The sequence below is a fragment of the Chitinophaga sp. YR627 genome, assembly GCF_900114995.1.
In the GTDB taxonomy this organism is placed as follows: Bacteria; Bacteroidota; Bacteroidia; order Chitinophagales; family Chitinophagaceae; genus Chitinophaga.
The window spans coordinates 570,694-593,915 of record NZ_FOUX01000005.1 but is presented as its reverse complement, the minus strand read 5'-3'; the positions used below and the strand labels follow the sequence as shown (position 1 = coordinate 593,915).

At 45.7% G+C, this 23,222-nt stretch carries 23 protein-coding genes and 1 riboswitch; of the genes, 10 read left to right on the top strand and 13 right to left on the bottom strand.

Features of this window, described 5'->3' with window-relative positions; genetic code table 11:
- Positions 1 to 63: 63 nt before the first annotated feature.
- Complete coding sequence (locus BMZ72_RS27485) at positions 64 to 612, top strand: hypothetical protein (RefSeq protein ID WP_089813117.1); 549 nt, start codon at positions 64 to 66, stop codon at positions 610 to 612.
- On the opposite strand, the gene BMZ72_RS27480 is transcribed toward BMZ72_RS27485, so the two are convergent.
- Positions 613 to 867, bottom strand: coding sequence for a DUF4342 domain-containing protein (locus BMZ72_RS27480; RefSeq protein ID WP_089813115.1), 255 nt, complete (start codon positions 865 to 867; stop codon positions 613 to 615).
- 111 nt (positions 868 to 978) lie between these two features.
- Positions 979 to 3,042, bottom strand: coding sequence for a glycosyl hydrolase family 8 (locus BMZ72_RS36420; RefSeq protein WP_143087801.1), 2,064 nt, complete (start codon positions 3,040 to 3,042; stop codon positions 979 to 981).
- A 168-nt stretch (positions 3,043 to 3,210) separates the two neighbouring features.
- On the opposite strand from BMZ72_RS36420, the gene BMZ72_RS27470 reads away from it, so the two are divergent.
- The 3 genes from BMZ72_RS27470 (at position 3,211) to BMZ72_RS27460 (ending at position 5,470) form a co-directional block, all read left to right on the top strand.
- Entirely contained in the window at positions 3,211 to 3,969 is a 759-nt protein-coding gene (locus BMZ72_RS27470; RefSeq protein ID WP_089813113.1) for an MBL fold metallo-hydrolase, read from the top strand.
- Between the two features lie 254 nt (positions 3,970 to 4,223).
- The gene (locus BMZ72_RS27465) at positions 4,224 to 4,535 is read left to right on the top strand and encodes a hypothetical protein (RefSeq protein ID WP_143087800.1); all 312 of its coding nucleotides are present in this window, start codon (positions 4,224 to 4,226) and stop codon (positions 4,533 to 4,535) included.
- Between the two features lie 146 nt (positions 4,536 to 4,681).
- A complete protein-coding gene (locus BMZ72_RS27460; protein WP_089813110.1) occupies positions 4,682 to 5,470 on the top strand; it encodes an alpha/beta hydrolase in 789 nt (262 codons plus the stop codon).
- Positions 5,471 to 5,542: 72 nt separating this feature from the next.
- Here the strand turns inward: BMZ72_RS27460 and BMZ72_RS27455 are convergent, their stop codons facing one another.
- The 9 genes from BMZ72_RS27455 to BMZ72_RS27415 form a co-directional block, all read right to left on the bottom strand.
- Complete coding sequence (locus BMZ72_RS27455; RefSeq protein WP_089813108.1) at positions 5,543 to 6,415, bottom strand: helix-turn-helix domain-containing protein; 873 nt, start codon at positions 6,413 to 6,415, stop codon at positions 5,543 to 5,545.
- Positions 6,416 to 6,424: 9 nt separating this feature from the next.
- Positions 6,425 to 7,186 carry a LytR/AlgR family response regulator transcription factor gene (locus BMZ72_RS27450; RefSeq protein ID WP_089813106.1) on the bottom strand — a complete coding sequence of 254 codons (762 nt, stop codon included), beginning with the start codon at positions 7,184 to 7,186 and terminating at the stop codon, positions 6,425 to 6,427.
- Positions 7,167 to 8,126, bottom strand: coding sequence for a sensor histidine kinase (locus tag BMZ72_RS27445; protein WP_255373305.1), 960 nt, complete (start codon positions 8,124 to 8,126; stop codon positions 7,167 to 7,169). The genes BMZ72_RS27450 and BMZ72_RS27445 overlap by 20 nt, the downstream gene beginning before the upstream one ends.
- 159 nt (positions 8,127 to 8,285) lie before the next feature.
- Complete coding sequence (locus tag BMZ72_RS27440) at positions 8,286 to 9,446, bottom strand: DUF3095 domain-containing protein (RefSeq protein ID WP_089813103.1); 1,161 nt, start codon at positions 9,444 to 9,446, stop codon at positions 8,286 to 8,288.
- Between the two features lie 28 nt (positions 9,447 to 9,474).
- Positions 9,475 to 10,188: a hypothetical protein gene (locus BMZ72_RS27435; protein ID WP_089813101.1), complete on the bottom strand. Its 714-nt coding sequence runs from the start codon at positions 10,186 to 10,188 to the stop codon at positions 9,475 to 9,477.
- A 592-nt stretch (positions 10,189 to 10,780) separates the two neighbouring features.
- Complete coding sequence (locus BMZ72_RS27430) at positions 10,781 to 11,953, bottom strand: PKD domain-containing protein (RefSeq protein ID WP_089813100.1); 1,173 nt, start codon at positions 11,951 to 11,953, stop codon at positions 10,781 to 10,783.
- A gap of 75 nt (positions 11,954 to 12,028) precedes the next feature.
- Positions 12,029 to 13,135: a DUF5074 domain-containing protein gene (locus BMZ72_RS27425; protein WP_177222947.1), complete on the bottom strand. Its 1,107-nt coding sequence runs from the start codon at positions 13,133 to 13,135 to the stop codon at positions 12,029 to 12,031.
- 411 nt (positions 13,136 to 13,546) lie between these two features.
- Positions 13,547 to 13,739: riboswitch (cobalamin riboswitch) on the bottom strand.
- 105 nt (positions 13,740 to 13,844) lie between these two features.
- Positions 13,845 to 14,603 carry a hypothetical protein gene (locus BMZ72_RS27420; RefSeq protein ID WP_089813096.1) on the bottom strand — a complete coding sequence of 253 codons (759 nt, stop codon included), beginning with the start codon at positions 14,601 to 14,603 and terminating at the stop codon, positions 13,845 to 13,847.
- Positions 14,604 to 14,992: 389 nt separating this feature from the next.
- Positions 14,993 to 16,408, bottom strand: coding sequence for a MocR-like pyridoxine biosynthesis transcription factor PdxR (locus tag BMZ72_RS27415; protein ID WP_089813094.1), 1,416 nt, complete (start codon positions 16,406 to 16,408; stop codon positions 14,993 to 14,995).
- A gap of 476 nt (positions 16,409 to 16,884) precedes the next feature.
- Between BMZ72_RS27415 and BMZ72_RS27410 the strand changes: the two genes are divergently transcribed.
- Positions 16,885 to 17,115 carry a thioredoxin domain-containing protein gene (locus BMZ72_RS27410; protein ID WP_089813092.1) on the top strand — a complete coding sequence of 77 codons (231 nt, stop codon included), beginning with the start codon at positions 16,885 to 16,887 and terminating at the stop codon, positions 17,113 to 17,115.
- A gap of 105 nt (positions 17,116 to 17,220) precedes the next feature.
- Here BMZ72_RS27410 and BMZ72_RS27405 read toward each other — a convergent pair whose 3' ends face one another.
- Positions 17,221 to 18,150, bottom strand: a complete 930-nt coding sequence (locus BMZ72_RS27405) for a FimB/Mfa2 family fimbrial subunit (RefSeq protein WP_089813090.1) — start codon at positions 18,148 to 18,150, stop codon at positions 17,221 to 17,223.
- Between the two features lie 326 nt (positions 18,151 to 18,476).
- On the opposite strand from BMZ72_RS27405, the gene BMZ72_RS27400 reads away from it, so the two are divergent.
- Genes BMZ72_RS27400 through msrB form a run of 3 tightly spaced genes read left to right on the top strand, consistent with a single transcriptional unit; the run spans position 18,477 to position 20,194 of the window.
- Positions 18,477 to 18,923 (top strand): thioredoxin family protein, encoded by a 447-nt coding sequence (locus tag BMZ72_RS27400; protein WP_089813088.1) that lies wholly within the window; start codon positions 18,477 to 18,479, stop codon positions 18,921 to 18,923.
- Positions 18,924 to 18,966: 43 nt separating this feature from the next.
- Positions 18,967 to 19,653: a peptide-methionine (S)-S-oxide reductase MsrA gene (msrA, locus tag BMZ72_RS27395; RefSeq protein ID WP_089813086.1), complete on the top strand. Its 687-nt coding sequence runs from the start codon at positions 18,967 to 18,969 to the stop codon at positions 19,651 to 19,653.
- 22 nt (positions 19,654 to 19,675) lie between these two features.
- On the top strand, positions 19,676 to 20,194 hold the full coding sequence (gene msrB / locus BMZ72_RS27390) for a peptide-methionine (R)-S-oxide reductase MsrB (RefSeq protein WP_089813084.1): 519 nt from the start codon (positions 19,676 to 19,678) through the stop codon (positions 20,192 to 20,194).
- Positions 20,195 to 20,238: 44 nt separating this feature from the next.
- Here msrB and BMZ72_RS27385 read toward each other — a convergent pair whose 3' ends face one another.
- The gene (locus BMZ72_RS27385; RefSeq protein WP_255373304.1) at positions 20,239 to 21,330 is read right to left on the bottom strand and encodes a flavin monoamine oxidase family protein; all 1,092 of its coding nucleotides are present in this window, start codon (positions 21,328 to 21,330) and stop codon (positions 20,239 to 20,241) included.
- Positions 21,331 to 21,431: 101 nt separating this feature from the next.
- Here BMZ72_RS27385 and BMZ72_RS27380 point away from each other — a divergent pair, with 101 nt between their 5' ends.
- Both BMZ72_RS27380 and BMZ72_RS27375 read left to right on the top strand, forming a co-directional pair.
- Entirely contained in the window at positions 21,432 to 22,331 is a 900-nt protein-coding gene (locus BMZ72_RS27380; RefSeq protein WP_177222946.1) for an AraC family transcriptional regulator, read from the top strand.
- Positions 22,332 to 22,434: 103 nt separating this feature from the next.
- A complete protein-coding gene (locus BMZ72_RS27375; RefSeq protein ID WP_089813080.1) occupies positions 22,435 to 23,187 on the top strand; it encodes an SDR family NAD(P)-dependent oxidoreductase in 753 nt (250 codons plus the stop codon).
- Positions 23,188 to 23,222 lie beyond the last annotated feature (35 nt).

Here is a 23,222-nt window from a genome sequence, read left to right as displayed (position 1 = left end):
ATCCGGTCTGCCGTTGTATCTTGCCGGCAAAGAGAAGTGTTTTGGATAATCTTAGATCCTGATATGAAAATTGACAAACAGTTTAATCAGCTTACGCTGAAAGAATATTTCTACTACATCGATCATCACAAAAAGTATACAGATTTCAACACCCTTGGTTTATACCGGTCACTTATCGAAAATGAGCGGCTTTCTATCGAAGATAAGATTGCGATAAGAGCATATGCGAATAAGCATTTTCAAAAATTCTATGATTTCCTGCAGGTGAAAGATCCTTCTACTTACCTGGACGTGTCAACGCTGGGGATGGAATTGAGTAAGCCTGAGCGGGATCAGTTATGGGATGATATCAGAAGAAATCAGCAGAAAATACTGGCGCGTAAGCGGCTGGGGTATAGAAACTTTGGTGTTTACTCAAAACATAACTGTGGCCATGATTCCTGTTATATGAATGGCGTGATGATCAAAAAAGGAACTACACTGTATGATGCAGAGATTCGTTTTAATTCAGATAAGAACGAGTGGACAGGGAAAGATAAATCCCTGCAAAGGAAAAAAGAGCGTAAGCAGCAACAGTTGATGATCCGTAAGCAGATGGCGGACAACGAGTGATCATTCTTCTTTTGGTGTTTCTTCTCTTTCTACGGTGATGGTGCATTCTCCCACGAGGGCTGCCAGTGCACCTACTGCTGCCAGGACAGGCGCTACGAGCAGACCTACGACACCGATGGTAAGCGGGAATGTCATTAATTCTTTGCCTGCTTTATCGGTGATGGTGATCTTTCTGACATTGCCTTCGGCAATGAGTTCCTTTACTTTTTTGAGCAGATGTTCTCCGTTGAGTGAGAAAGATTCTTTGGTTGTCATGGGGCGCTGTTTACAGGAAGGTACTGCTTTTTGAGGAGAACTTTATTAGGACAAAACGAATTGATATAATAAACGCCCGGCATTTATTGCCGGGCGTTTACTTTTGTAAGATTATTGTTTGATCACTTTCTTCGTCACGCTCTCATTGTTGTGTATCAACTTTACAATATATACACCACCAGGCAGGTGCGCAGCAGAGAATGATCTGTTGTAGCTGCCGGCAGCAAGATGTTCCCTGAATATAGTGCTCACCTGTTTACCATTGATATCATATATCAGCATGGCTGTCGTACCTGCATCCTTTAATGTAAATGCCACATTTGCGTTGGCAGCGAAAGGAGCCGGGTAGATAGAGAACTGTGTCACAGCAGGTTTGTTTGTTACTGTCGCAGCAGTTGTCTGTTTAGCAGCAGCTGTTGTGGTAATCACGAGCTGTGGTGCATTGGTACCTGTTTCTTTTGAGTTGAAGACGATCCTTGGCGTACTGATACTACTGTTGATCAGTGCCAGGGAAATGGCATTCCTGCCGGCCGCCTTTTCACTATTGATATAGGCGGTGATATCCCAGCTGTAGTATCTGGCGATGGAGTCGGTGATAGTGGTAGTGCTGAGGGCCGTTGAACCGGTTGCCGGTTTGTTATTCCAGGTCAGGCCGGTTTCTGTCCAGCTGGTATTTGCCACAGAGAATACACCTATGGGTATATTAGCTGATCTGTTATCTTCCAGGTGACCGTATATTTTCAGCACGGCACTGGTGATCGTTCCATTGATGTTGCTCAGGTCAAAACCGATATAGGTTTGTCTGTCGTAACCCGTGGTCGTAGCTGTATTCAGTTTGGTAGAAAGAATGGATGGATCCGTACTGCCATAGGCGGTAGCGGCATAGTCGCCATTTCTGACATAGGCGTCTTTGGTTGCGCTCAGGGTTGTTCCTGTAGCCGGCGGAGGCGTCGTACCTGCTTCAGGTTTCCACCAGTTGCCCGAAATGAACAACTGACACAGCAGACTATAAGTATCGCTGTAATAGCCTGATTTGGCCGTTTTCAGGAAGTTCCAGCCGCTATTCAGGAATGACTGGTTGGCGCTGTTCACCACAGATGCTGCTACGAAGGGAGCTACAAATACCGCTTCCGGGTCGGAACCGGACACGGTACCATTCAGCTGGTAACCATCTTTTACGTTCGCAGGGTTACCGCTTGTTTTACCAATGATCCAGGTAGCGATCTTATTGGAGATGGTGTAGGCATTTGAATTGCCATAGAGGGCATAGTCCATTACGACACGTAAGGGTACGCGGCAGGCGTTGTAGTTGTACTCGTTTGTCTGCGGACCTTCATCAATAAAATTCTTAGGCGCAGGTTCCGGAGGATTTTTTACCACGAAATCGGAGATCAGTCCTGTGGAAGGAGAATAGGTTGCGCTGAACTGGTTGTACACCGCATACAGGTTGTTGATGAGGTTCAGCCAGGCAGCGTCACCGGTTTCGTTGTAGAATGCGCGCAGGTGACTCAGCATCCAGTCGGAAGGACGGGTATTCAGGGCGCTTTTGGCGTCCCAGTCGCCCAGGTTGAGGCGATTGGTAGATGTCAGGTTAGCCGCCTTGAGACCGTTGGTGATCATTTTTTTGGCTTCATTCAGGTAGTTGATGCTGCCATTGGAACCCCACTGATAATGTGCCAGGATCAGGGAGTAGGCGATGTCGATATCACCGTCTGTGGCAGAGTCGAAATGTCCCTGTGCGCCTGTGGCATCTGCCACTACCCATCCCATCAGATTGTTATTGATGCTGCTGTGAAAAGCACGGGCTGTTTTGAAGAGACCATCATAGATGGTTTTTGCATTTGGATCATGTCCGGCCATCAGGGCAGTGATGACCATGCCATAGCCATGACCTTCTGAAGTACCTAATGGAACAAAACCTTCGGCATCTCCGCTGATCTCTCCGCGGATATAATATCCACCGGGCAGGGAAGAGAGGTTGTTTTTCAGGTACTTTGCTTTCCAGTAGTCATAGTAACTGGCTACGCTGGTGTTCATAGCCGCCTGTGTGACATTGTTGGGCTTGATACAGTTCGGGTATGTAATGGCCTGTGGAAAGGGCTTGTTCTGCGCTTCCACGAGTAGGCTGGTAACACATAATGTGCCTGTTACCAGGAGGGAATAGAACTTAGTCATATACGGTCTGTTTTAAGGGTGAGAATCGTTCTCTAAAGGATATTTTGAGTTGTGCTACCGGGCTTTTCAATATTTGTAAATATAAGAATTCACATAATATGAAGTGCGGTTTTGGATACTTTCCTTAATATCGTATCATTGTTTCTTCCAACACTCAACACCATCATTATGAAATTCAGAATATTGGCTTTTTGCCTTGCCGCATTTATAGGAAATGCAAACGCACAACTCAGTGCTCCGGACACGATCAGAACAGGGAAAGGACCATTGGTGATTCAACCTGTTGAGCATGCGAGCGTTGTGTTTACGGTAGCCGGCAACGTTATCTATGCTGATCCGGCGGGGAAAAAAGAACTGTTTAAAGGACTGGCGGCGCCTGACTTCATCCTCATCACGGATATTCATGGCGATCACTTTGATTCCTCAGCTGTTGCGACATTAAAAACAGCGAAGACAAAACTGATCGTGCCACAGGCGGTAGCGGATAAACTGCCTGCTTCCTATAAACCTTCTGTGATCGTGTTAAAGAACTTCGGTGTGACAACACAGAATGGTATTACGATCAATGCGATCCCTATGTATAATCTTCCTGAAACGCCGGATTCCAAACATCCGAAGGGAAGAGGGAATGGTTATATCCTGACGGTAGGCGGTACGCGGATCTATCTTTCCGGTGATACCCAGGGCATACCGGAAATGCGTTCACTCAGAAATATCAGTGTAGCGTTTGTGTGTATGAACCTGCCTTATACAATGGATGTACCGGAAGCCGCGGATGCGGTGCTGGCGTTTAAACCGAAAATCGTTTATCCGTATCATTACCGTGGTCAGAAAGGACTGAGTGATGTGAATGCATTTAAAGAGAAGGTGAATGCGGGGTCAAAGGCGATAGAGGTGAGATTGAGAGATTGGTATCCGAAGCAGTAAGGACAATCAGGAATTAAGAATTGAAATGCAGCGGAGATCAGCGCGAAGGGATCAGGGATAAATAGTTATAAAAAGCTAATGCCTTGTAAGACATGTAATAGTGTTTTACAAGGCATTTTTGTATTAGGTAGCAACCCTCAATAATGCTTTGCGTTGGTTGATTTAACATTATGACAACAACAGGTGGTCGTATATTCGGGTACGTGTTAACCGTATATTTTAAACAGTTTTTTTTAACCCACAAATCCTTTACCATGAAAGCATTATTAGTGCTTATTTTTGGCGCTGTCTCAAGCGCGACATTTATCCCTGCTTCTTCCTCAGCTACCAGACAGGCGGTAATATCCACCAACACCAGTGCTGACCCTTTTCCCTGCAGACAGGCATTTCTACTCAATACGGGTACGGATACAGCGGTTGTACAGGTACAGGTCTGCGGTGGTGAGACTTTCTCTTACACACTGGCTCCGGGTACAAACAGGACTACTACCTGTCTGAGTACTGCGTATGGCGCTAATGTTGTAAGAGGAGTTGTCTTAGTAGACTGGATGGCCTCCTGCGAATAGCAGCAAATCATTTCAGGCGGAACCGGCATCCTTAAAAGGTGCCGGTTTTTTATTGTCCGGGAAAAATATCCATCAGGTATGGAAATACCGTCATTCTCCGGCCGCGTGCTTTGCCGCAATTTTGTATCACACAAAAACACAAAACAATGACAACATCTGCAACAACAAAATGGTATATCAATGGCGCACTGCTCGCGGTAGTAATGGTTGTAATGAACCTTTTCGCAGCATCTGCGGCACTTGCTCAGAAAAAAACAGCTAAAAATATTGTGATCGTCCATGGTGCTTTTGCGGATGGTTCGGGATGGAAGAAAGTATATGATATACTGGTGAAGAAAGGCTATCATGTATCTATTGTACAGAATCCGCTGACCTCCCTGGAGAATGATGTAACAGCTACTAGGAATGTACTGGATAAACAGGATGGTCCTGTGGTACTGGTAGGGCACTCCTGGGGTGGTACTGTGATCACAGAAGCGGGTACACACGATAAAGTAGCTTCCCTGGTATATGTAGCGGCATTTCAGCCTGATAAGGGAGAGAATACGATCCAGTGGGTGAAATCAGCACCGGCGGCGCCTGAAAATGGTATCCTGGCTCCGGATGATAAAGGATTTGTATACTATGACAAGGCAAAGTTCCATGATGGTTTTGCTGGTGATCTGCCTACCGCTGAAACTGATTTCATGTATGCATCCCAACAGCCTATCGCTGCTGCCAGTTTTGGTACACCGGTAGCGGAAGCTGCCTGGAGAACAAAACCAAGTTATGCGATCGTGGCGACTGAAGATAAAAGTATTGTACCTGATGTAGAACGTAATATGTACAAACGCTCAGGTGCGAAAGTAACAGAAGTAAAAGGCAGTCATGTGATATTTATGTCTAAACCGGCGGAAGTGGCGAAAGTGATCATTGAGGCGGCAGAAGGAAAATAAGCGTAGAGGGTTACAACAACGACAGAGATCTGCCAAAAAGTAAAGGCCGTTATTACGGCCTTTACACATTTTTTATCCCCAGGCTTTTTTTAGTGAGTTTCTATATGTCTGCGGAGAAGTTTGCGTGATATTCTTAAAGTACCTGCTGAAATGATATTCATCTTTAAATCCAAGATCATACGCGATCTCCTTAATGGCTTTATCGGTCAGGTAGAGTTCGCGTTTTGCTTCCACAATGATGCGGGTGGCAATCAGATCGGTGGGCGTTTTCTGATTATATTCCTTTACGACCCTTCCGAGGTTCTTGACAGAGGTATTCAGGAGTTCAGCGTAATCGCCGGGACTGTGTTTTTCCCTGAAGTACTGTTCGATATAAGTTTTAAAGGAATGCAGCAAAACCGATTCGGTGCTTTTTTCACTGAAGGGCGCCTTTGCAGTGGACTGCGCCATTTTGATACGCGTTACGTTGATCAGCAGGATCTTCAGATAGGAGGTGATCAGGTCATGTTGTGCCAGTCCGGCCACCTGCAACTCCTGCTGGATCTGATCCAGTACCTGTTCCAGCATGGGCGCTTCATTCGCAGGAATATCCACGATAGGCGACTGATCGATATTGTTGAACAGGATACCGTCACAGGCTACTTCCCGGTGATGTTTGATGATGCAGAAGAAATCGTGATGGAAATTAAGGATCACACCCTTAATATCCGTTCCTGTGATCTGGAAAGGCTGGAAAGGCATAAAGAACAGCATTGTGCCCGGCTTCAGGTCGTAAGACGTGAAATCAGCCCTCAGGGAGCCATTACCTTCCAGGATCCATATAATAGAAAAAAGGCCGATCTTTTGTACTTCATTAAAGTCGGCGTCACTGTTGAAATGTTTGATCCGGAAACCCAAACTGCCGTCAACGGGGTTTGTGATTTCGGGAGAAAGTGTTGTTGTCATAATTAATGCTTACCGGTTCTCCATCCAGGTCAGGAAGTTCTGTACTTTTTCCTTATTGACCAATAATTTCTCAGGTGTCGGGATCGTCAGGTTGACCAGCAGTTTTCTTGCAAAATAGTGTTCTACTTCCTTTACTGCCTGGAAATTAACAAGGTATTGTCTGTTCAGCCGGAAGAACTGTTCTGGAGACAGCAAACTATAGATCTGATCGAGCGACTGGTTAATGCTGTATTCCTGCTGATCAAAGGTTTTGATCATGGTCGCTTCGTGTTTGATATAGAAAAAGGCGATCGTATCGGTGGCGATATTGAGGTACTTGTTTTGCTTAAAGACCAGGAAGTTCTTTTTGCCTGCGGTACCTGCGACTTTCGCCAGCAGATCGTTCAGCTGGGGAAGGGGATTCTGCTGAAAAAAGTTCTTTAGTTCATCGACCTTCTTAAACGCATTTTCAATATCCTGCTGGGAAAAAGGTTTCAGTACATAATCAACGCCGTTTGCCTTGAAAGCTTCGAGTGTATATTCGTCATATGCGGTACAGAATACCACAGGTGCGGATACTTTGGCAGCTTTGAAGATGTTGAAACTTAATCCGTCGGACAGCTGTATATCCATGAAGATCAGGTCTGGCTGTTCGTGTTCTGACAGCCAGGCGACGCTGCTTTTAACGCTTTGCAACTGCGCTAAGATACGGGCTTCCGGCTTTATTTTGCCGATCAGTGTAGCCAGCGAGGTCGCTGCTTTGATCTCATCTTCAATGATCAGTATATTCATAGATTACCGGTAATTTTACCTTGAAAATTTTATCAGTTTCTTCTACAACGATGTCTTTGTCCAGCAGGTGAATATACCTTTCATGGACGTTATTGAGTCCCACATGCAGAGAGGTTTCTGCGGGATCCATTTTAGGCTGCAGATCGTTTTCTATTACGATATAGTCCTTCTCTGCATACAGTCTTATTTCCAGCGGTTCTTCCAGCGATACCACGTTATGCTTTACACAGTTTTCAATGAGCAGCTGTAAAGTGAACGGAGGGATCATACTGTCGTAGTATCTGGCCGGAATATCGTTTTTCATGCGGATACCTTCTTCAAACCTGGCCTTCAGCAGGAACATATAGGCGGAGATGATATCCAGCTCTTCTGAAAGGTGTACAAGGTCCAGTTTACGGCTTTCCAGTGTGAACCGGTAGAATTCGGAGAGTTTCAGTACAAAGTCCACAGATTGTTTGTCGTTCACTTCAATCATTGTTTTCAATGTATTCAGACTGTTAAACAGGAAGTGAGGGTTGATCTGTTGTTTAAGAAGTTCATACTGTGCGCCGAGGTTATCTGATTTGCTGCGTTCCAGTTCTATGCTTACCCTTTGATTATGATAATTCTGATAAAGCAGGTGAAGGAACATATAGAACATCAGGTTGATCAGGATACCACGGACCTCGATCATCAGCATGACCGGCCCAAAACTGAGGGTGGATATGAGCAACTGCTGGATAAATGCCAGCAGCAGCATGACTGCCATACCGAAGACAAGGCTTCCCATCAGGCGTGTGAGGGAGATGCCTTTATAGATATCCTTTCTGGAATAAGTAGGTAGTGTATAGATGTTGTAATACCATACCACCAATGCGAAGATGGCGGTGACGGCAGCATTGACCACTGCCTCTTTTGTATTGAAGTGGTGTTCCGCTATTTTGGGCACAGATGACAGCATTCCAAGGAATATGGAACTGACCCAGATGATGAGCGGCGACACTTTAAATGAACGCTTGTTAGTCACTGGAAATAATTGACTTATGAAATATAATGCTCTTTATCCAAAGATATGGCTAATTCCAGCTAGTCAGGCATTTGCGGCGGTGAACCGGGCAGATTAGTGGGAGAGGTGGACAATTTTGAGCTTCAATACACCGGCTGCTTTGGTGTAGCCACCTTCAGCGCCATCCACGAAGTGAATATGTTCCTGTTTGTAATCGCGGACGTAGCAGGACATGACAGACTCTTTACTGACATAGAATGCATAATAGATCTTTCCGGCTTCTTCCAGTTGGTTGAGGTGTTGTATTAACTGAAGGCGCTGGGCTTCGGTACCGGTGATTACGGTATTGATCTTGCCGTCTATGACCAGTGTGTCAGACATTTCGACGAGGCGTGTCAGGTAGGATTTACCCTGTCTGGTGCGGAAGTAGATATAGCCTAAGAATGTGGTAAACCAGGACTGGAGCAGGTTGAGGAGTCTTTTACGGCCAAAGCGGGCACGTAGTTCGAGACCCAGTTCTGTGAAAGAGCTTTTCAGGCGTAGCTGTGGGATGGAGATAGGTTGTCTTTTTTCAGGAGCGCCGTAGATAGCGTCGATATGGGTAATGACCTCCCGGAAGGCGCTGGCCTGTTCTTCGGGTTTGGTGGCCATTACGATCAGCGATACGACCTCATAGTTGCTTTCCGGTGGTTTGATCTTGTCCCAGCGGCATTGCATCCCACTGAGGTCCACTTCATCATCTGCCAGGAGCTCACCGGGGAGGAGATAGTCTTCTCCTTTGATGAGTCTTTCGGCGTAGTTCAGTCCGTTGCCCAGGATGACCGGGATGTGAAAGTTACCACTACTGTTGAATTTGCTGACCCTGAGTGTGTGGCTGGCGGCATAGATGTCGTTTACGGCTACGACGCCGATCCGGAGATCGATATCAAAGCTCTCCTGCGTATTCTTTTTATACAGCAGGAGGGCTTTGATAGCAGCATCTTTGACGGATGGAGGGACGATGAAGGTAGCGCCATCTCCTCCGAAGAAAAAAGGTATGGTAATATTGGCTTTAAAGCTGATGTTCAGTACGGCAACGATACTTCCTGTAGCAATCAGGTTGACGGTTTCGTGTTGTCCGCCCTGTACGACAGCAGTTGATCCTTTGATATCGGTGACAATCACGTACCAGTCTTCCGGTATTTTGTAGAAGAGGTGGTCTTCCGTGAGCAATTCGCTTAGTGGAATACGGTTGACCGGTAACCGGGAATAAAACTGATCGCTGTTGACTGTCATAAACTGTTACTGCCGCTTTTTGCTATTGTTATAAGTGTAACCGGAATTCCATCATCAGGGCAGGGCCGGTTTTCCGGTCTTTTATTTCGGTACCGGGCACCTTATCACCACCGTTGGTATATACGTTGGTGGTCTGCTGAATCGATGAAACCAGGAACTGTGCTCCAAAGCTCGCTATTCCCGGTATTACTTCAAAATACGGGCCTATTCCCGCCAGTTCGCAGAAGGCATGCCCTTTTACTTTAACATAGGCCTCTTCCGCTCCGGCAGGAGATACCATGGACTTGATATTCATTGGACCCCAGGTAGCGCCGATGATCGGTTGCAGGAAAAAGGATTTGGTAACCGGGATGATATACTGGGCGATGGGACCTACGAGGAGGTTGACACCCCGGTTGTATACTCCGGCGCTTTTCTTGCTGGCGACGCTGAGGCCTGCGGTTACGCTTAAACCGATAGACATTTTATCGATGAAATGATAGCCGCCTCTGGCTGATAGCTGGGCTGCCGTACCGATGTACTGTCCCATGGGAACAACGGAGCCGGTCAGACCGAGACCACCGCCTACCCACCAGGATCCTTTGTTGATTTTAAGCGTATAGGGAACGTGTTTCTTCATGCTTTGCGCCGGATCGATCTGTTGTGCGGAACATACCTGAATGGCAGCGAACCAGCAAACGGCGGACATGATTAAGGCGAAGATCCCGCTTCCTGCAGGGATTCGACTGTATTTGTTTTTCATGGGAGATAATTGGAGGTTATAAAAGTATAAGATAAGTCAGCTTTTCCCTGCGTATAGCCGGGAATGAAGCCTGGAGCTGTTGCATGTATTTAAGTCATATAGTGTCTTTTCTGATTTACCTGGTCGTTTTTGATGGGACCTCTTCGTTTACGAAGAAATGCATGAAAGATCATTTCACATGATAGACTGTCTTTAGCGATTTGCCGGGTCGTTGTTGACAGGGATTCTTCGTTTTATGAAGAAATATGTGAAAGTGATTCACCTGATGTGACTGCCTTTTCCGATTTGCCTGATCGTTGCTGACAGAGAATATTTAGTTAAGGATGAAAGATGCGAAAGGTCATTTCACATGATAAACTGATACTGGTTGATTTTTGACGAAAGCCCGGGGCCTGAATAGTTATTTTTAACGTTGCGGCACTACATTACTATGCAACAAATGTAACAACTTCTTTGGAAAAGTAATGAGTTTTGTACATATGTTGAAAATGTATTATAAAGGTGTCATCCGGACAGATATGAGCATAAAAAAAGCCGTTCATTTTATTGAACGGCCATGGGTCAGACAAGGGATGGCAGGTATGGTTAGTTTTTATTTTTTCAGGTGAAGGTCCAGCAGGCCTGTTACTTCTGTGGAGATCTCTCCCAGCCAGCCTGCTTCTGCGCGCATACCGGTGTATACTTTTATGAAGTCAACACCTGGCAGTTTTACAGGATTACCGTTTTTATCAACTGCCCAACTGATCTTAATGGCAGCGTTTTCTTCCGCATCGCCTACATTATCTGCATAACCCCAGGCAAAGGGTTTACTAACGAAGTAGGTACCGTTTCCGGACTGGTCTTCTATATTATTGCTGGTGAGCAGTGTACCTGTGAAGGAGATACTGTCGCCCTTCCATTGCGGATAGTAAGGGGCGGTATTGAATATGTTTTTAGAGAGGAAGCCTGATTTGCCCTGGTTGTCTTTCCAACGGATATAGGTGGTATCGAGCATGTACATACCATCGGGTTTTTGTTCTTTGTTTTCGTCCGGTTTGTAGTAAGTGATCTGATAACCGTGCGTTGTTGCAGGACTTTTGTAATCGGAGCCAGCGATCTCGTACCATTCATCGTCAGGCAGACCGTTACCGTTGGCATCTATTGCTACCATTACGATACCAGCTTCAGACCAGTTTGGAAAGGCGTTGCTTTTCAGCAGAAAATCATATTCATCGCCTTTGCTGATGATAGTATGATCTGTTCCCAGTACCACATATCCACCAAAGCCACCGAGGGAGATCATACCGTTTGTATTCAGTTGTTCCTGGGCTTTTGCGATCATTTCTTTATCTGTGTTACCGGCTTCCCAGGCAGGCAGTCCATTGGTGAACTGTCCGGGGGCAGGGAAAAAGTCGAACACGGTTACTGCTCCTGTGTAAGTCTTTCCCGTTACTTTTACGTTGAGCTGTTGCTGTGTGCTACCGGCACTGTTCTTTGCGGTAAAGGTGAGTGTAAAGTCGCCGGCATCACTGAATGCATACAGCAGATCTTTTGTTGTGCTGATAGTATCATTATTCAGTACCCAGGTGTAGGTAGTGGATGCAGAATCGCTGATCACAACCGGCGTTACTTTGAACCATTTCCTGTTATCCACAGCGAATCCGCCGTCAGGTGTGGTGATGGTGATTTTTGGTGCTTCAGCAGGCGGTTGTGGTACATTGTCATCTTTCGAACAACTGCTGATGATAAGCGTAATCGCTGTTGCAGCGAGTAGAATTTTTCGCATGATAATCTATTTTGTCGGATGGTATATTGTTCCGGTTTCTTTCCATCTGCTGATGGAAAGAAACCGGAAGATTTGTTAATAAAATACAGGCATGGCAGGGAAGTACCAGCCATTGAAGACATTTGAGTTGATCAATGTACCGGTGGTGGCGTTGTAACGGAGAACCGTATTAACGCTGCCGGTAAACGGACCATTGACAGTAGTTACGACGAGTGTGTTGTTACTCTTGTCATACGCAGCACCGGCGCCGTAGAAATATTGTCCGGATGGCAGTGTGATGAAAGGAGTGGACAGCGAAGCGGTATTACCGATGACATAACGGTAGAGGGTCGTACCACCCATGAAACCATTGTTACGTACGATAAAGATGGTGCTGTCTGTCGTAGATGATGTAATTGCTGAATGGCGCCAGGCACCCCATGGAGATGGTGTAGAGAATGGCAGTTTAACAGCGGTACGTGCCAGTGTAGTAGGATTGATACGGATCAGGGAGTCTGTGTTGGCAGCATATACAGCGCCGTCTTTACCCAAAGCAAAACAGAGGTTGGCGGTACCAAAGGTACGTGCAACTGTCAGCGAGGAGGCGTTGTACGCCACGATACCTTCTGTTTGTGCATGGACAAAGACATAGTTGCCTGCTTTGATCATATCGCCGCTATAACTGGTGATACCGGGCAATTTGGTACCGGCAGTCAGGCCGGGGAGTGTGATCGGATAGACGCCACCGCCGGTGGTAAGTAAGCCTTTGGTACTGTCCAGTCCGAGGAAGGCATGTCCGTCATTGTCCGGCATGGTGGTCAGCCGGGCAGATTCCACCATGGTATTGGCGTCTGTCACCACCAGTGGGCCACCTACTTTAACAACGATGTACATTTTGTTTCTGAAGATAGTGGCGAACTGTAAAGTGCTGGTAGCGCCACCTAATGTTTTACCGGGGTTTGCAGCTGCGTAGATGTTGAGACGCAGGGTATCGGCACTGTAATCATAAAAGTGCAGGTCACCGGAGCCGTGTCCGTACCAGCCTTCATTGGCGATAAAGAAGCCATTTGCAAAACCGGTAGTGGTGATAGCATTGCTGGCTGCGATAGTAGGCAGGGACAGCTGTTCTGTTTCATCTTTTCTGCATGCGTTCAGCAGGGGCAGTACTGCTACGAGTACGAGCAGGTAATGTTTGATTTTCATATAAAGGGTTGAGTGGTTAAGCACTTCCATTCCCTTCATTCAGGTATGAGATGTGAGCATACGTATGCCTGTCTGCTGTTGATAACGGCATAGGTGGGAATACGTATAAACAATCTCTTACACACATGGTATGTATGTGATATGGTCATACGTATGCCAATCTGCCGTTGTTAGCAGCATAGGCAGGCGTACGCATCAACAATCACATTACACACGACAACAATTGCGGTATGTATGTAATATGCGTATATGCATTCCTGTCTGCTACAGATATTGGCACAGGAAGATACATATAACAATCACATCACACACACGACAGCTAATGCAGTATGCGCAAAGGGGGTAAATAAACACCAGAAAAGAATATAGAACCTTTACAGGCTACACTCTTCGCCTTTCACCCGAAAGCGCTTGAATGAAGTTGCAAGCGGCAGGTCTTCTGGCTCCCTGATGTCCCGGTGGCCTTCCCGTCCTTGTAAGCAGGACAGTGGCAAAGAAAGAACCGAAACGATACTCAGGTTACAGCTACGGGGATAGCTCCGGTTTTGCACCGGATTCCCTTTTAATGCCCGGTATGCGGGCAACCATTTGCAGTGGCGAAAGTACGGAAAAGAATCAGGAATTACGTTTTGTTGTATGAATAAAAAAGCGTCCGCTGCTGGCAGGACGCTTTTCTTATAGTTAGTGTTTTTGATTTGTGCTTATATTATTATCTGATGATGGTGGCCGTTTGCGACATCAGTTCTTTACCATCTTTGGTGATCTTTACAACGACCGGGGCTGCATCCTTCTCGCCTAATACAGTAAATACGCATTTGTAGGTGTAACCATTGTTTTCGAATTCGTAGTAATGATTACCGCCTGTGCCTTCAAAGACAACTTTGCCGCCGTCTATTGTGAGGTCGGGGGTTTCATTCATGCTGCTTTGTAATTTCCAGGAAGAGTAGCGGTACTGACCTTTTCCTAAATCGTCTATCCTGATGCGGAATTTCTGTGTTTCGAGCAGACTGACAGGGCGTTTATATTTTCTGACTGATCTGTCCAGTTCCTTTTTATCGGCGGAGATCAATGCGGCCTGTTTTCTTTTTTCAATTGTGGATTGATAGTTCACTGCAATCAGTTTACCATTATCATCCAGCCATACTTTACCGTGTTCAAGCATTATACCGCGCCATCCCATTGCTGTCCAGTCTTTGTCTGGTTTAGAATTGACGATTGTTTTCGTGAGTGATTCATCAAAGATCTCATTGTATCTCTCCAGGAATTCTTCCTTTGTTTTTACCGGCGGGATAGGTGCATCTCTTCTTAACGGGAATGCTACTTTTCCTGCCAGGACTTCTTTGTTTTGTTGTTTTACGTTGCTGATAAATTCGGCAATCAGTTTCTGATGTTCAGCTGTTGTTTCCTGTGCCTTTACTGCCACAAAACTGGTGGTCAGTAATAAGATGGCGATCAATACTTTTTTCATAAGTTCGTTTGCGGAAGGGTAACAGAATGGATGTTTCTCCTGCAAGGTAAATTATTCTTTTGTTCCCTGTATAGGATGCATGCATGGTTGGATCAGCGTAACGGAATTACGGGAATTTGCGTCACTCTGACAGTGCGTCTCAGTACACAATCAACAAGATCCATGAAAACCAGCGATGCGGGTGGGCAGATAATTGCGAGTATGATAATGCATTAAGTGTTGATTATTATTGCTTTGTTTTGTGTTTTGTGCTGTTTTGTCCTGAATGCCCCTTATTTTCAAAAAAAATAGGGTTGACACGACGCATACATGCTTCATATACGACGCATCCCCGACGCATCTATACAGTATCGTTGTATGGAGGATAATATCAAGCCAATCTGTCAGGATCAGAGATATTTACCTAACAAGGTGATCCCTTCGGTCAGATGTTCTTCTGAAAGTGATCCGTAGCTTAGTCTGAGTCCATTGACAGGTATATCGATGCTGTAATTATCAGGAGGGATGATCCGGATGCCTTTTGCTTTTAGTTTACCAAGGACCTGGGACCAGTTGGTGTCTTTTTTCAGGGTGATCCAGAAGGCCAGGCCGCCTTCAGGCAGTGTATAACTTACTTTATCGCCTAGTTGTTTTTCGAGCAATGTTGCGGTGAAATCTCTTTTCGCTTTATAGTGATGCGTTGCTTTTCTGATATGTCTTTTTATCGTGCCGTCTTTGATCAGTTGGAGCACAGCCTGTTCCATGATCGTATCTCCCTGTACATCGATGATCTTTCGCAGAGCGCCTACTTTTTCAATCAGTTCCGGATTATTGCTGACCAGATAGCCAATGCGTAATGCAGGGGCTACTACTTTGCTCATCGTGCCGATATAGATATAGTTTTTCAGTTCGGGGAAACTGGAGATCGGGAGGACGGGGCGGTATCCGAAGCAGAACTCATTATCATAGTCGTCTTCGATGATGGTGAACCCGTATTCGTTCGACAATTTCACCAGTGCGAGTCTTCGTTGCAGACTGAGGGTAACGGTCGTGGGATACTGCCGGTGTGGCGTGGTATAGATCGCTTTGATCTTTTTACGGGATCGCAGGTGGGCGATCACCTCTTCTATGATCAGTCCGTCTTCGTCTACACTTACAGGCAGCAGTTTTGCGCCCGCGTTTTCTACCGTCTGCCAGGCGGGTTTGTACCCCGGATTTTCCACCATTACATAATCTCCTTTCTCTATCAGGCACTGTGTGGCCAGATACATGGCCATCTGGCTACCGCGGGTAATACAAATGGCATGTTCATGGGTATCTAAGCCTTTCTGGTGATTCAGCATCTGTACGATGGCCTTCCGGAAGTCCGTATCGCCGTATTCGTCTCCATAACCCATCATCTGCCAGCGGGCCTTCCGGTTAAAGATCTGGCGGTAAGCTCTTGCCAGTTCGGTGATAGGGGCAATTTTACTGTCCGGGTGTCCGTCATCGAAATGAATGTGATAGCGGTCGGGCGTGACGGGTTTCTCTATTGCCGGCGGTCGGTTTTTGGTACCGGAAAAGGCGGGCAGTACGGTTGATACGAAGATGCCTTTGCGTTCGCGGGAAACGACCCATTCTTCATTGATCAGTACGTTGAGTGCTTCGACTATGGTGTTCCTGTTGACATTCAGCAATTGCGCCAGGTTTCTGCTGCCAGGAAGGGCGTCTCCGGCTTTTAGTCTGCCGGAATGAATGTCTTTGATAATAGCGTCGGCGATCTGGAGGTAGATCGCTTTACCGGAGTTTGGTTCCAGTTGTATTTCTAATTGCCAGGGTCTTAGCATCTGGACTAGTTGTTTTTGTGAAAACTGTATCAGATTGGTGGGCCAAATGTACGGTAGTTTTGATGAGAAATTAAGAATTGAGTGATAGCAGTGCAGACTTTCGATTTTGTTTTTAGGTTCCTGGTGGGCTGCTTGTAGGGTAGCGGGTGAGTGGGGCTGCTTTTGCTGTGGTTTCAGATACCTGGCGGACTGACGCCCGTTTTTAAGATGATTGGGCGGTGGGAGGAGGGCTGTGCGGTGGGGCTTTGGGGGAGGGTAGCTGGATGCAGGGGACGGGCTAAGGTCCGCCAGGTATCTGAAACCTCCGCTGTAAGCGCCTGAAGATGGGGGTAGGGGTTGACGAGGATATTGGGTAGGGAAGATTATTGGGTAGGACTATTATCGGGTAGGGGAAGATGTTTATCGGTAGGGAAGGTTAGGCGAATTATTTGAACATTATATCTAAACATCATATCTAAACGTTAAAATTAAATACAATGGAAAAAGCAGTTTTTTATCATGCGGGTTGTCCGGTTTGTGTGAGTGCTGAACAGGATATTTTACAGTTAATACCGGCTGAGCAGGTAGAAGTGGTGCATCTGGGGACAGAGAAGGGAAAAGTGAAGGATGCTGATGCTGCGGGCGTACGATCTGTGCCCGCGCTGGTGCTTGCGAATGGGAATGTGCTGCATATTAATTTTGGTGCATCTATAGATGATCTGAAGTAAGTATATCTGTGTGTGTCATAAAAAAAGCGGTGCTTCATTTCAATGAAGCACCGCTTTACGTCGTTCGTATATGTTGTTATTCCGGTTGTGTTATTCCGGTTATGATCAGAAGTTGATCAGAGTGGAGTCAGCGGCCCAGTCCTGATTGACCTTGATCTGGTAACCCTGACCTGCCGGACTTTCCGGTGCGCCATACAGATAACCTTTTACGATGGTTTTCTTATTAGCAGCAACTGTTATGTGTTCGATGGTCTTTTGTTTGTCTTCGCCGGTGTTTTTATCTACATAATAGATGGTAATGCTGAATTCATAGCCGGAGCCGAAGAAATAGTCTTCGAAGGTTGTCTGGCTGGTCCTGGTACCATTATACTGCCAGATAGGATCTGGTTCTCTTACCTGTCCGGAAGCAAGGCTGAAGAATGGCATTACAGGTGTTACTGAGAAGCCCAGCGAGCCATGAGGGCCGTTTGCAGGGAGTGCATCCAGCACTTCAACAACCAGTTTACCAACGATCCTGTCCAGGGATACTTCCAATGGCTGCGGAGTGTTGTCGGCGGTAACATCAAGTGAAAGCTTTTTGTAGAAAATTTGTCCGATAGGCAATGCACCTGCTCCCATTATCTGGTGGCTTACAATATGTTCGCTGATATTACCGGATGAGCCCACTGCATGCGTGATAAGTGGCTGATCGCCTGCCAGCAGGACGATGGTATAGTGACCAGGCGCGAGGGAATCGCTGATAGTACCGAAGTTTCCCTGCTGGTTAATGGTATCCTGGTGCAGGTCATGTACCTTATTACCGCTATTATCGTAAACCGCATAGTAAATGTCAGAGATCTTTACGAGATCGGCTGCTCTGCCGGCTGCATTACCTGCGACGCGCATATTGCTATGCTCCTGTATAAAGCCGGTAAGGTTCAGCTGTACGGATTGTTTTTTTTCCTGGGAAAGAGTGGTGTTTTCTTTTACCAGCGCATCTTTGCTACATGACAAGAGTACAAGGGCCAGCAAAGGGGCAAATGAAAATTTCTTCATAGTTAAGGATGAATTAAAATGAAACGGGTGAACTAAAAGAATTAAATGTTTAACGAACAAACGGAGACAGATTATGATCTGTCAGGAATAACAATCATTAACTTTTAATTGTGGTTATAACTCCGGCGAAGATATATAAATTATTCAACTGGTAAATTTTGTTTTTGGGAAAAACAGGCATCAAAAAGGGAAAATCTGTCATGGTCGTTACGAATGTCTACAGTTATATTTGTTGTAAAATATCCTAAGAGATGATGGTCTTAACAGTGGTTGTTTCAGGTTGGAATATGCCGGCGTCTGTCAGGAGTTATTAAAAAGTTAGCGTCATGTTAAAATTCAGATTAAGCATTCAATTTTTGATCACCAGCGCCTTGTTTCTCGTATTTAATAGTGAGGCATTTGCTCAGGAGATCAACTTCACCAACGGCACCTGGAAGGAGCTGACTGCGCAGGCAGCTAAAAGCGGGAAACTCATTTTTGTAGATGTTAATACCACCTGGTGTGGTCCCTGCAGGTTGCTGAAGTCAACTACATTTAAGGATGAAGGCGTTGCGACCTATTTCAATCAGCATTTTATCAGTTATAGTGTGGATGCGGAGAAAGGGGAGGGTGAGACCCTGGCAGAGCAATGGAAGGTAAGGGCATATCCGACCTTATTGCTGGTCAATGCGGAGGGAAAGATCGTATCCCGGCAGATCGGATATGTGAACGCAGAGCGATTACTGAACTGGGGAAAGGAGAGTGCAGCACAACGACCAGTGGCTGCAAAGTAAAACCGGATGGTCTGGAAATTTTTAGATTTAAAAAGTTAAAAAGATGAAAACATTGATCAGGCAGATGGGTAGTTATTTTTTCCTGTTATTTTTTGCTCCTTTCATGGCATGTGCACAGTCACATACGGATGTCAGCAAAAGCGGGACTTTTAAAGAAATGGAAAAAGCAGGGGCAACAAAGCATACAGGTAGCAAGCTGGATACCGCTACCTTTGCTGCAGGTTGTTTCTGGTGTGTGGAAGAGCAGTTTAAACAGCTGGATGGGGTGGTCAGCGTGGAGTCTGGTTTTACAGGAGGTAAAGTACCTAATCCGAGTTATGAACTGGTATGTACCGGTACGACAGGGCATGCGGAGGCGTGTAATATCGTTTACGATCCATCGAAGATCTCATATGACGAATTACTGGCGGCTTTCTTTGTCGCGCATAATCCGACTACGCTGAACCGTCAGGGAAATGATGAAGGTACACAGTACCGTTCGGCGATCTTCTATCATAATGAGGAACAGCACAAGCTGGCGCAGTACTATATCAAAAGACTGGATGATGAAAAGGCATATGATGATCCGATCGTAACGGAAGTAACACCTTATAAGAAGTTTTATAAGGCAGAGGATTATCACCAGAACTATTACGCATCCAATGCGCAGGCGCCGTATTGTCAGTTCGTGATCAAACCCAAGAGAGACAAGTTCAGAGCGGCTTTCAAGGGGAAGTTAAAACAGGAATGATGTTTGATTAAATCATATAAACATGAAAGCAGGATTTATCATTGTATTCGTTTCCCTGCTGCTATCGGCCTGTCAGGGGAATGCACAAAAGAAGAAAGATATGAACAAGGAAAACAATCCATACTACTCACGTACCGACACAACACATCTGAATGTAAGCAATGCGGAATGGAAGAAGATCTTACCATCTGATCTTTATAACGTATCCCGTGAGCAGGGTACAGAGCGGGCCTTTACCGGTGAATACTGGGACAGCGAAGCGAAGGGTACCTATTACTGTGCAGTATGTGGTAATAAACTGTTCCGGTCTGATGCGAAATTTGCAAGCAGCTGTGGCTGGCCGAGTTTCTTTGAGCCGGTACGGGAGAACAGTGTGATCTATAAGGATGATAATTCGTATGGCATGCATCGTATCGAAGTAGAGTGCGCCAGATGTAACTCTCACCTGGGGCATATCTTTGACGACGGTCCTGCGCCTACTTATAAAAGGTTTTGTATGAACTCTGTGTCACTGGACTTTGATCCGGATGTGAAAAAATAAGGTGACTATTTTTGTAAAAGGCCGGCATGTGAATGCCGGCTTTTTTATTTGCAGGTGATGGCGTTTAACTTTTCAGCTACTGCGGTAGCTGCCAGAACAGCTCCTTCCATATAACCCGGATGTAAGGTGGCCGTTTCCGTACCGCAGAAATAGAATCTGTTGTTCAGGTATGCATCGTGTAAAACCTGATGCCCGTTGTACTGGTGTGGCCGAAGATCAGGTGAATTGCTGTACAGCAGTTCTTCATCAACCCATACTTTATCATGGTAGGCCGTCATACGCAGAATATCATCCCCCAGGAGCTCTTTCAGCTGTTTTACTACATACATTTTTCTCTCTTCCTGGCTGTAGCCGGCAGTAGCACCATTCAGAAAGCCCGTGAATCCAAATTTGCTCTCTTCGGCATTTGTATGATCATACATTTCGGAGATGATGCCGGAATGACTGAACAGCATGCCGGAGAATCCTTTATCCCGCCAGAAAGGAGATTCGAATTCCATCACAAATTTTATAGCGCCTGCCATCCATGTTTGTACGTGATGCAATATCAGCCGAACGTTTTCAGGTAGTGCGGGGGAGAAGCTGACCGATGATACTGCTGTTTTAGGAGGCATACAACTTACGACGATATCAGCTTCCAGTGTAGTCCCATTTGCGGTAGTTATAAGCAGATTTTCCGGCATTTCTTTTATTGATGTGACCATTGTGTTTAACAACAAACGATCTGCCGGTATTTGCGCCTGTAATGCTTTTATAATTTGTTGTGTTCCTCCGGCTATTCTGTAGGAGGGCGCTTCTCCTGCGGGTACAAAGAACTGTTGCGGTGGTTCAAACGATTTGGTTTGAAACAGGGATATGCCTTCGGAGAACTGTGGGAACTTTTGCAGATTCAGTTCTTTTAGTAATGAAATCAGTTTTGGATGCTGATCGGAGAACCAGGTTGCGCCCAGTTCCAGGGGAGTGCCTGCTATACCTGTATGTGTATGTATCCTGCCTCCGGGTCTGTCTGTTGCCTCGAGTATGCTGGCGTTAATTCCTTTCTTCTTTAATGCATAGGCTAAGGTAAGACCGCTTAGTCCTGCTCCGATAATAACAATCCTTTTATCCGTTTTCATCCTGTAAAGATGTGTAATCATAGCTGGCCTGGTATTGTACTTACCGGAGAATTCATGGTAATTACCGGCAAATCATGGTCAGGGTGAGGGATCTTTGTATCTTAGAATTCAATATCTACCATATGGCTAAGGAGAAGGCAAATATTATCAGTGAATATCACCTGCATCAGCATCAACCTCAGAAGCCACAATTTGCCATTCATGACCTGCATGAATATCTTCAGCAGCACCATGGTAATGCCTCCAGGCCACATATCCACAGCTTTTATCAGATCATCTGGTTCCAGTCCGGTAATGGAAAACACTTTGTGGATTTCCAGGAATATGAGGTGTTTGATAATGCCATTTTCTTCATAGCGATGAATCAGGTACATTATTTTGACAGTAATAGTGATTATAAGGGGATACTGATTCATTTCAATGAATCTTTTCTTGTACAGGATAGTAATGAAGTTGCTTATTTTCTGAAGTGTAGTTTGTTCAATAATCCTTATCAGCAGCCTTCCTGTTGTATCGGAAAGGGTATTGAGACCGTGTTGGAAAGCTATATACAGCAAATCCGCCGTGAGCTGGAAGAGGGTGAGGAGTTTGGCCGCGAGGAGTTACTAAAGATCTATCTGAAGGCGTTTCTGGTACAGGTACAGCGCCGGAAGAATGCGTTTGAGCAGACAGAGGGGAAGACACCGTTTATCGTAGATGAGAAAAGAATGCAACTGGTACAGTTTGTGAATTTCATCGATGACAATTACATGAAAGGACTGTCGGTAGCTGAGTATGCTCAGCTCATGTATATATCTTCCAGGACCTTGTCTGATGTTACCAGTCAGCTACTGAATAAAACGCCTTCGTTAATGATCCAGGAGCGGATCATTCTGGAGGCAAAACGTTTGCTGCTCCATTCGAGTCTTAATATCAACCAGATCGGTTACCGGCTGGGTTTTGATGATCCATCCTATTTTGTCAAGTACTTCAAAAAGCATACGACTATTTCTCCGTCAGAGTTCAGGAAGGCTGTTTCCTGAAATTACCATTTGTTTTCCTGTCTGTCCATTTTCAGAAAGTAGTGGAAGTCTGAATTTTGCATTGTAAATATTTACTTTTTACAAGGGCAAAAGCATATTAAACATGAAACAAGCATTAATAGTAGGAGGGACAACAGGTATGGGCAGAGCAACCGCAGAGGTGCTGCTTGAACAAGGTATCAGCGTGGCTATATTGGCGAGAAACAGTCCGCAGCTGGCAACGATTGAAGCCGAGCTTAAAAAGAAAGGAGATGTAAAAGTATATGCCGTGGACCTGCATCTTATGGAGGAGGTACAGCAGTTTGCCGGTTTACTGGCGAAGGAGTTACCTCATCTCAGGTACCTGGTGAATGCGGCAGGCTATTTTAAGCCGAAGTCTTTCCTGGAACATACGGTAGCGGACTATGATGTTTACCATAACTTCAATAAAGCATTTTTCTTTATCACACAGGCGGCTGCTCAGGTGATGTCATCCAATGGCGGCGGATCTATTGTAAATGTGGGTTCCATGTGGGCGAAACAGGCGATCAAGGCTACGCCTTCTTCTGCGTATTCTATGGCTAAAGCGGGGTTGCATAGTTTTACGCAACACCTGGCGATGGAGCTGGCAGATGTAAACATCAGGGTAAACGCGGTATCTCCGGCAGTTGTAGTGACACCTATTTATCAGTCTTTTATTGAGAAGGAGAAAATAGAAGAGACTTTACAGGGCTTTAATGGGTTCCATCCAATTGGCAGAGTGGGTACGGCGACTGATGTTGCGAAGACGATCAGTTTCCTGCTTTCAGATGATGCCGGCTGGATCACCGGGGCTGTATGGGATGTCGATGGCGGCGTAATGGCCGGCAGGAATTAGTAAGACGGAGAAGGAGAGATCTTGTCAGATAGTTG

Excerpts from the sequence above, each read along its gene's own strand:
- BMZ72_RS27485 (WP_089813117.1), top strand. The coding sequence starts at position 64 with ATGAAAATTGACAAACAGTTTAATCAGCTTACGCTGAAAGAATATTTC.
- BMZ72_RS27480 (WP_089813115.1), bottom strand. The coding sequence starts at position 867 with ATGACAACCAAAGAATCTTTCTCACTCAACGGAGAACATCTGCTCAAA.
- BMZ72_RS36420 (WP_143087801.1), bottom strand. The coding sequence starts at position 3,042 with ATGACTAAGTTCTATTCCCTCCTGGTAACAGGCACATTATGTGTTACC.
- BMZ72_RS27470 (WP_089813113.1), top strand. The coding sequence starts at position 3,211 with ATGAAATTCAGAATATTGGCTTTTTGCCTTGCCGCATTTATAGGAAAT.
- BMZ72_RS27465 (WP_143087800.1), top strand. The coding sequence starts at position 4,224 with ATGAAAGCATTATTAGTGCTTATTTTTGGCGCTGTCTCAAGCGCGACA.
- BMZ72_RS27460 (WP_089813110.1), top strand. The coding sequence starts at position 4,682 with ATGACAACATCTGCAACAACAAAATGGTATATCAATGGCGCACTGCTC.
- BMZ72_RS27455 (WP_089813108.1), bottom strand. The coding sequence starts at position 6,415 with ATGACAACAACACTTTCTCCCGAAATCACAAACCCCGTTGACGGCAGT.
- BMZ72_RS27450 (WP_089813106.1), bottom strand. The coding sequence starts at position 7,186 with ATGAATATACTGATCATTGAAGATGAGATCAAAGCAGCGACCTCGCTG.
- BMZ72_RS27445 (WP_255373305.1), bottom strand. The coding sequence starts at position 8,126 with ATGCTGTCATCTGTGCCCAAAATAGCGGAACACCACTTCAATACAAAA.
- BMZ72_RS27440 (WP_089813103.1), bottom strand. The coding sequence starts at position 9,446 with ATGACAGTCAACAGCGATCAGTTTTATTCCCGGTTACCGGTCAACCGT.
- BMZ72_RS27435 (WP_089813101.1), bottom strand. The coding sequence starts at position 10,188 with ATGAAAAACAAATACAGTCGAATCCCTGCAGGAAGCGGGATCTTCGCC.
- BMZ72_RS27430 (WP_089813100.1), bottom strand. The coding sequence starts at position 11,953 with ATGCGAAAAATTCTACTCGCTGCAACAGCGATTACGCTTATCATCAGC.
- BMZ72_RS27425 (WP_177222947.1), bottom strand. The coding sequence starts at position 13,135 with ATGAAAATCAAACATTACCTGCTCGTACTCGTAGCAGTACTGCCCCTG.
- BMZ72_RS27420 (WP_089813096.1), bottom strand. The coding sequence starts at position 14,603 with ATGAAAAAAGTATTGATCGCCATCTTATTACTGACCACCAGTTTTGTG.
- BMZ72_RS27415 (WP_089813094.1), bottom strand. The coding sequence starts at position 16,408 with ATGCTAAGACCCTGGCAATTAGAAATACAACTGGAACCAAACTCCGGT.
- BMZ72_RS27410 (WP_089813092.1), top strand. The coding sequence starts at position 16,885 with ATGGAAAAAGCAGTTTTTTATCATGCGGGTTGTCCGGTTTGTGTGAGT.
- BMZ72_RS27405 (WP_089813090.1), bottom strand. The coding sequence starts at position 18,150 with ATGAAGAAATTTTCATTTGCCCCTTTGCTGGCCCTTGTACTCTTGTCA.
- BMZ72_RS27400 (WP_089813088.1), top strand. The coding sequence starts at position 18,477 with ATGTTAAAATTCAGATTAAGCATTCAATTTTTGATCACCAGCGCCTTG.
- msrA (WP_089813086.1), top strand. The coding sequence starts at position 18,967 with ATGAAAACATTGATCAGGCAGATGGGTAGTTATTTTTTCCTGTTATTT.
- msrB (WP_089813084.1), top strand. The coding sequence starts at position 19,676 with ATGAAAGCAGGATTTATCATTGTATTCGTTTCCCTGCTGCTATCGGCC.
- BMZ72_RS27385 (WP_255373304.1), bottom strand. The coding sequence starts at position 21,330 with ATGATTACACATCTTTACAGGATGAAAACGGATAAAAGGATTGTTATT.
- BMZ72_RS27380 (WP_177222946.1), top strand. The coding sequence starts at position 21,432 with ATGGCTAAGGAGAAGGCAAATATTATCAGTGAATATCACCTGCATCAG.
- BMZ72_RS27375 (WP_089813080.1), top strand. The coding sequence starts at position 22,435 with ATGAAACAAGCATTAATAGTAGGAGGGACAACAGGTATGGGCAGAGCA.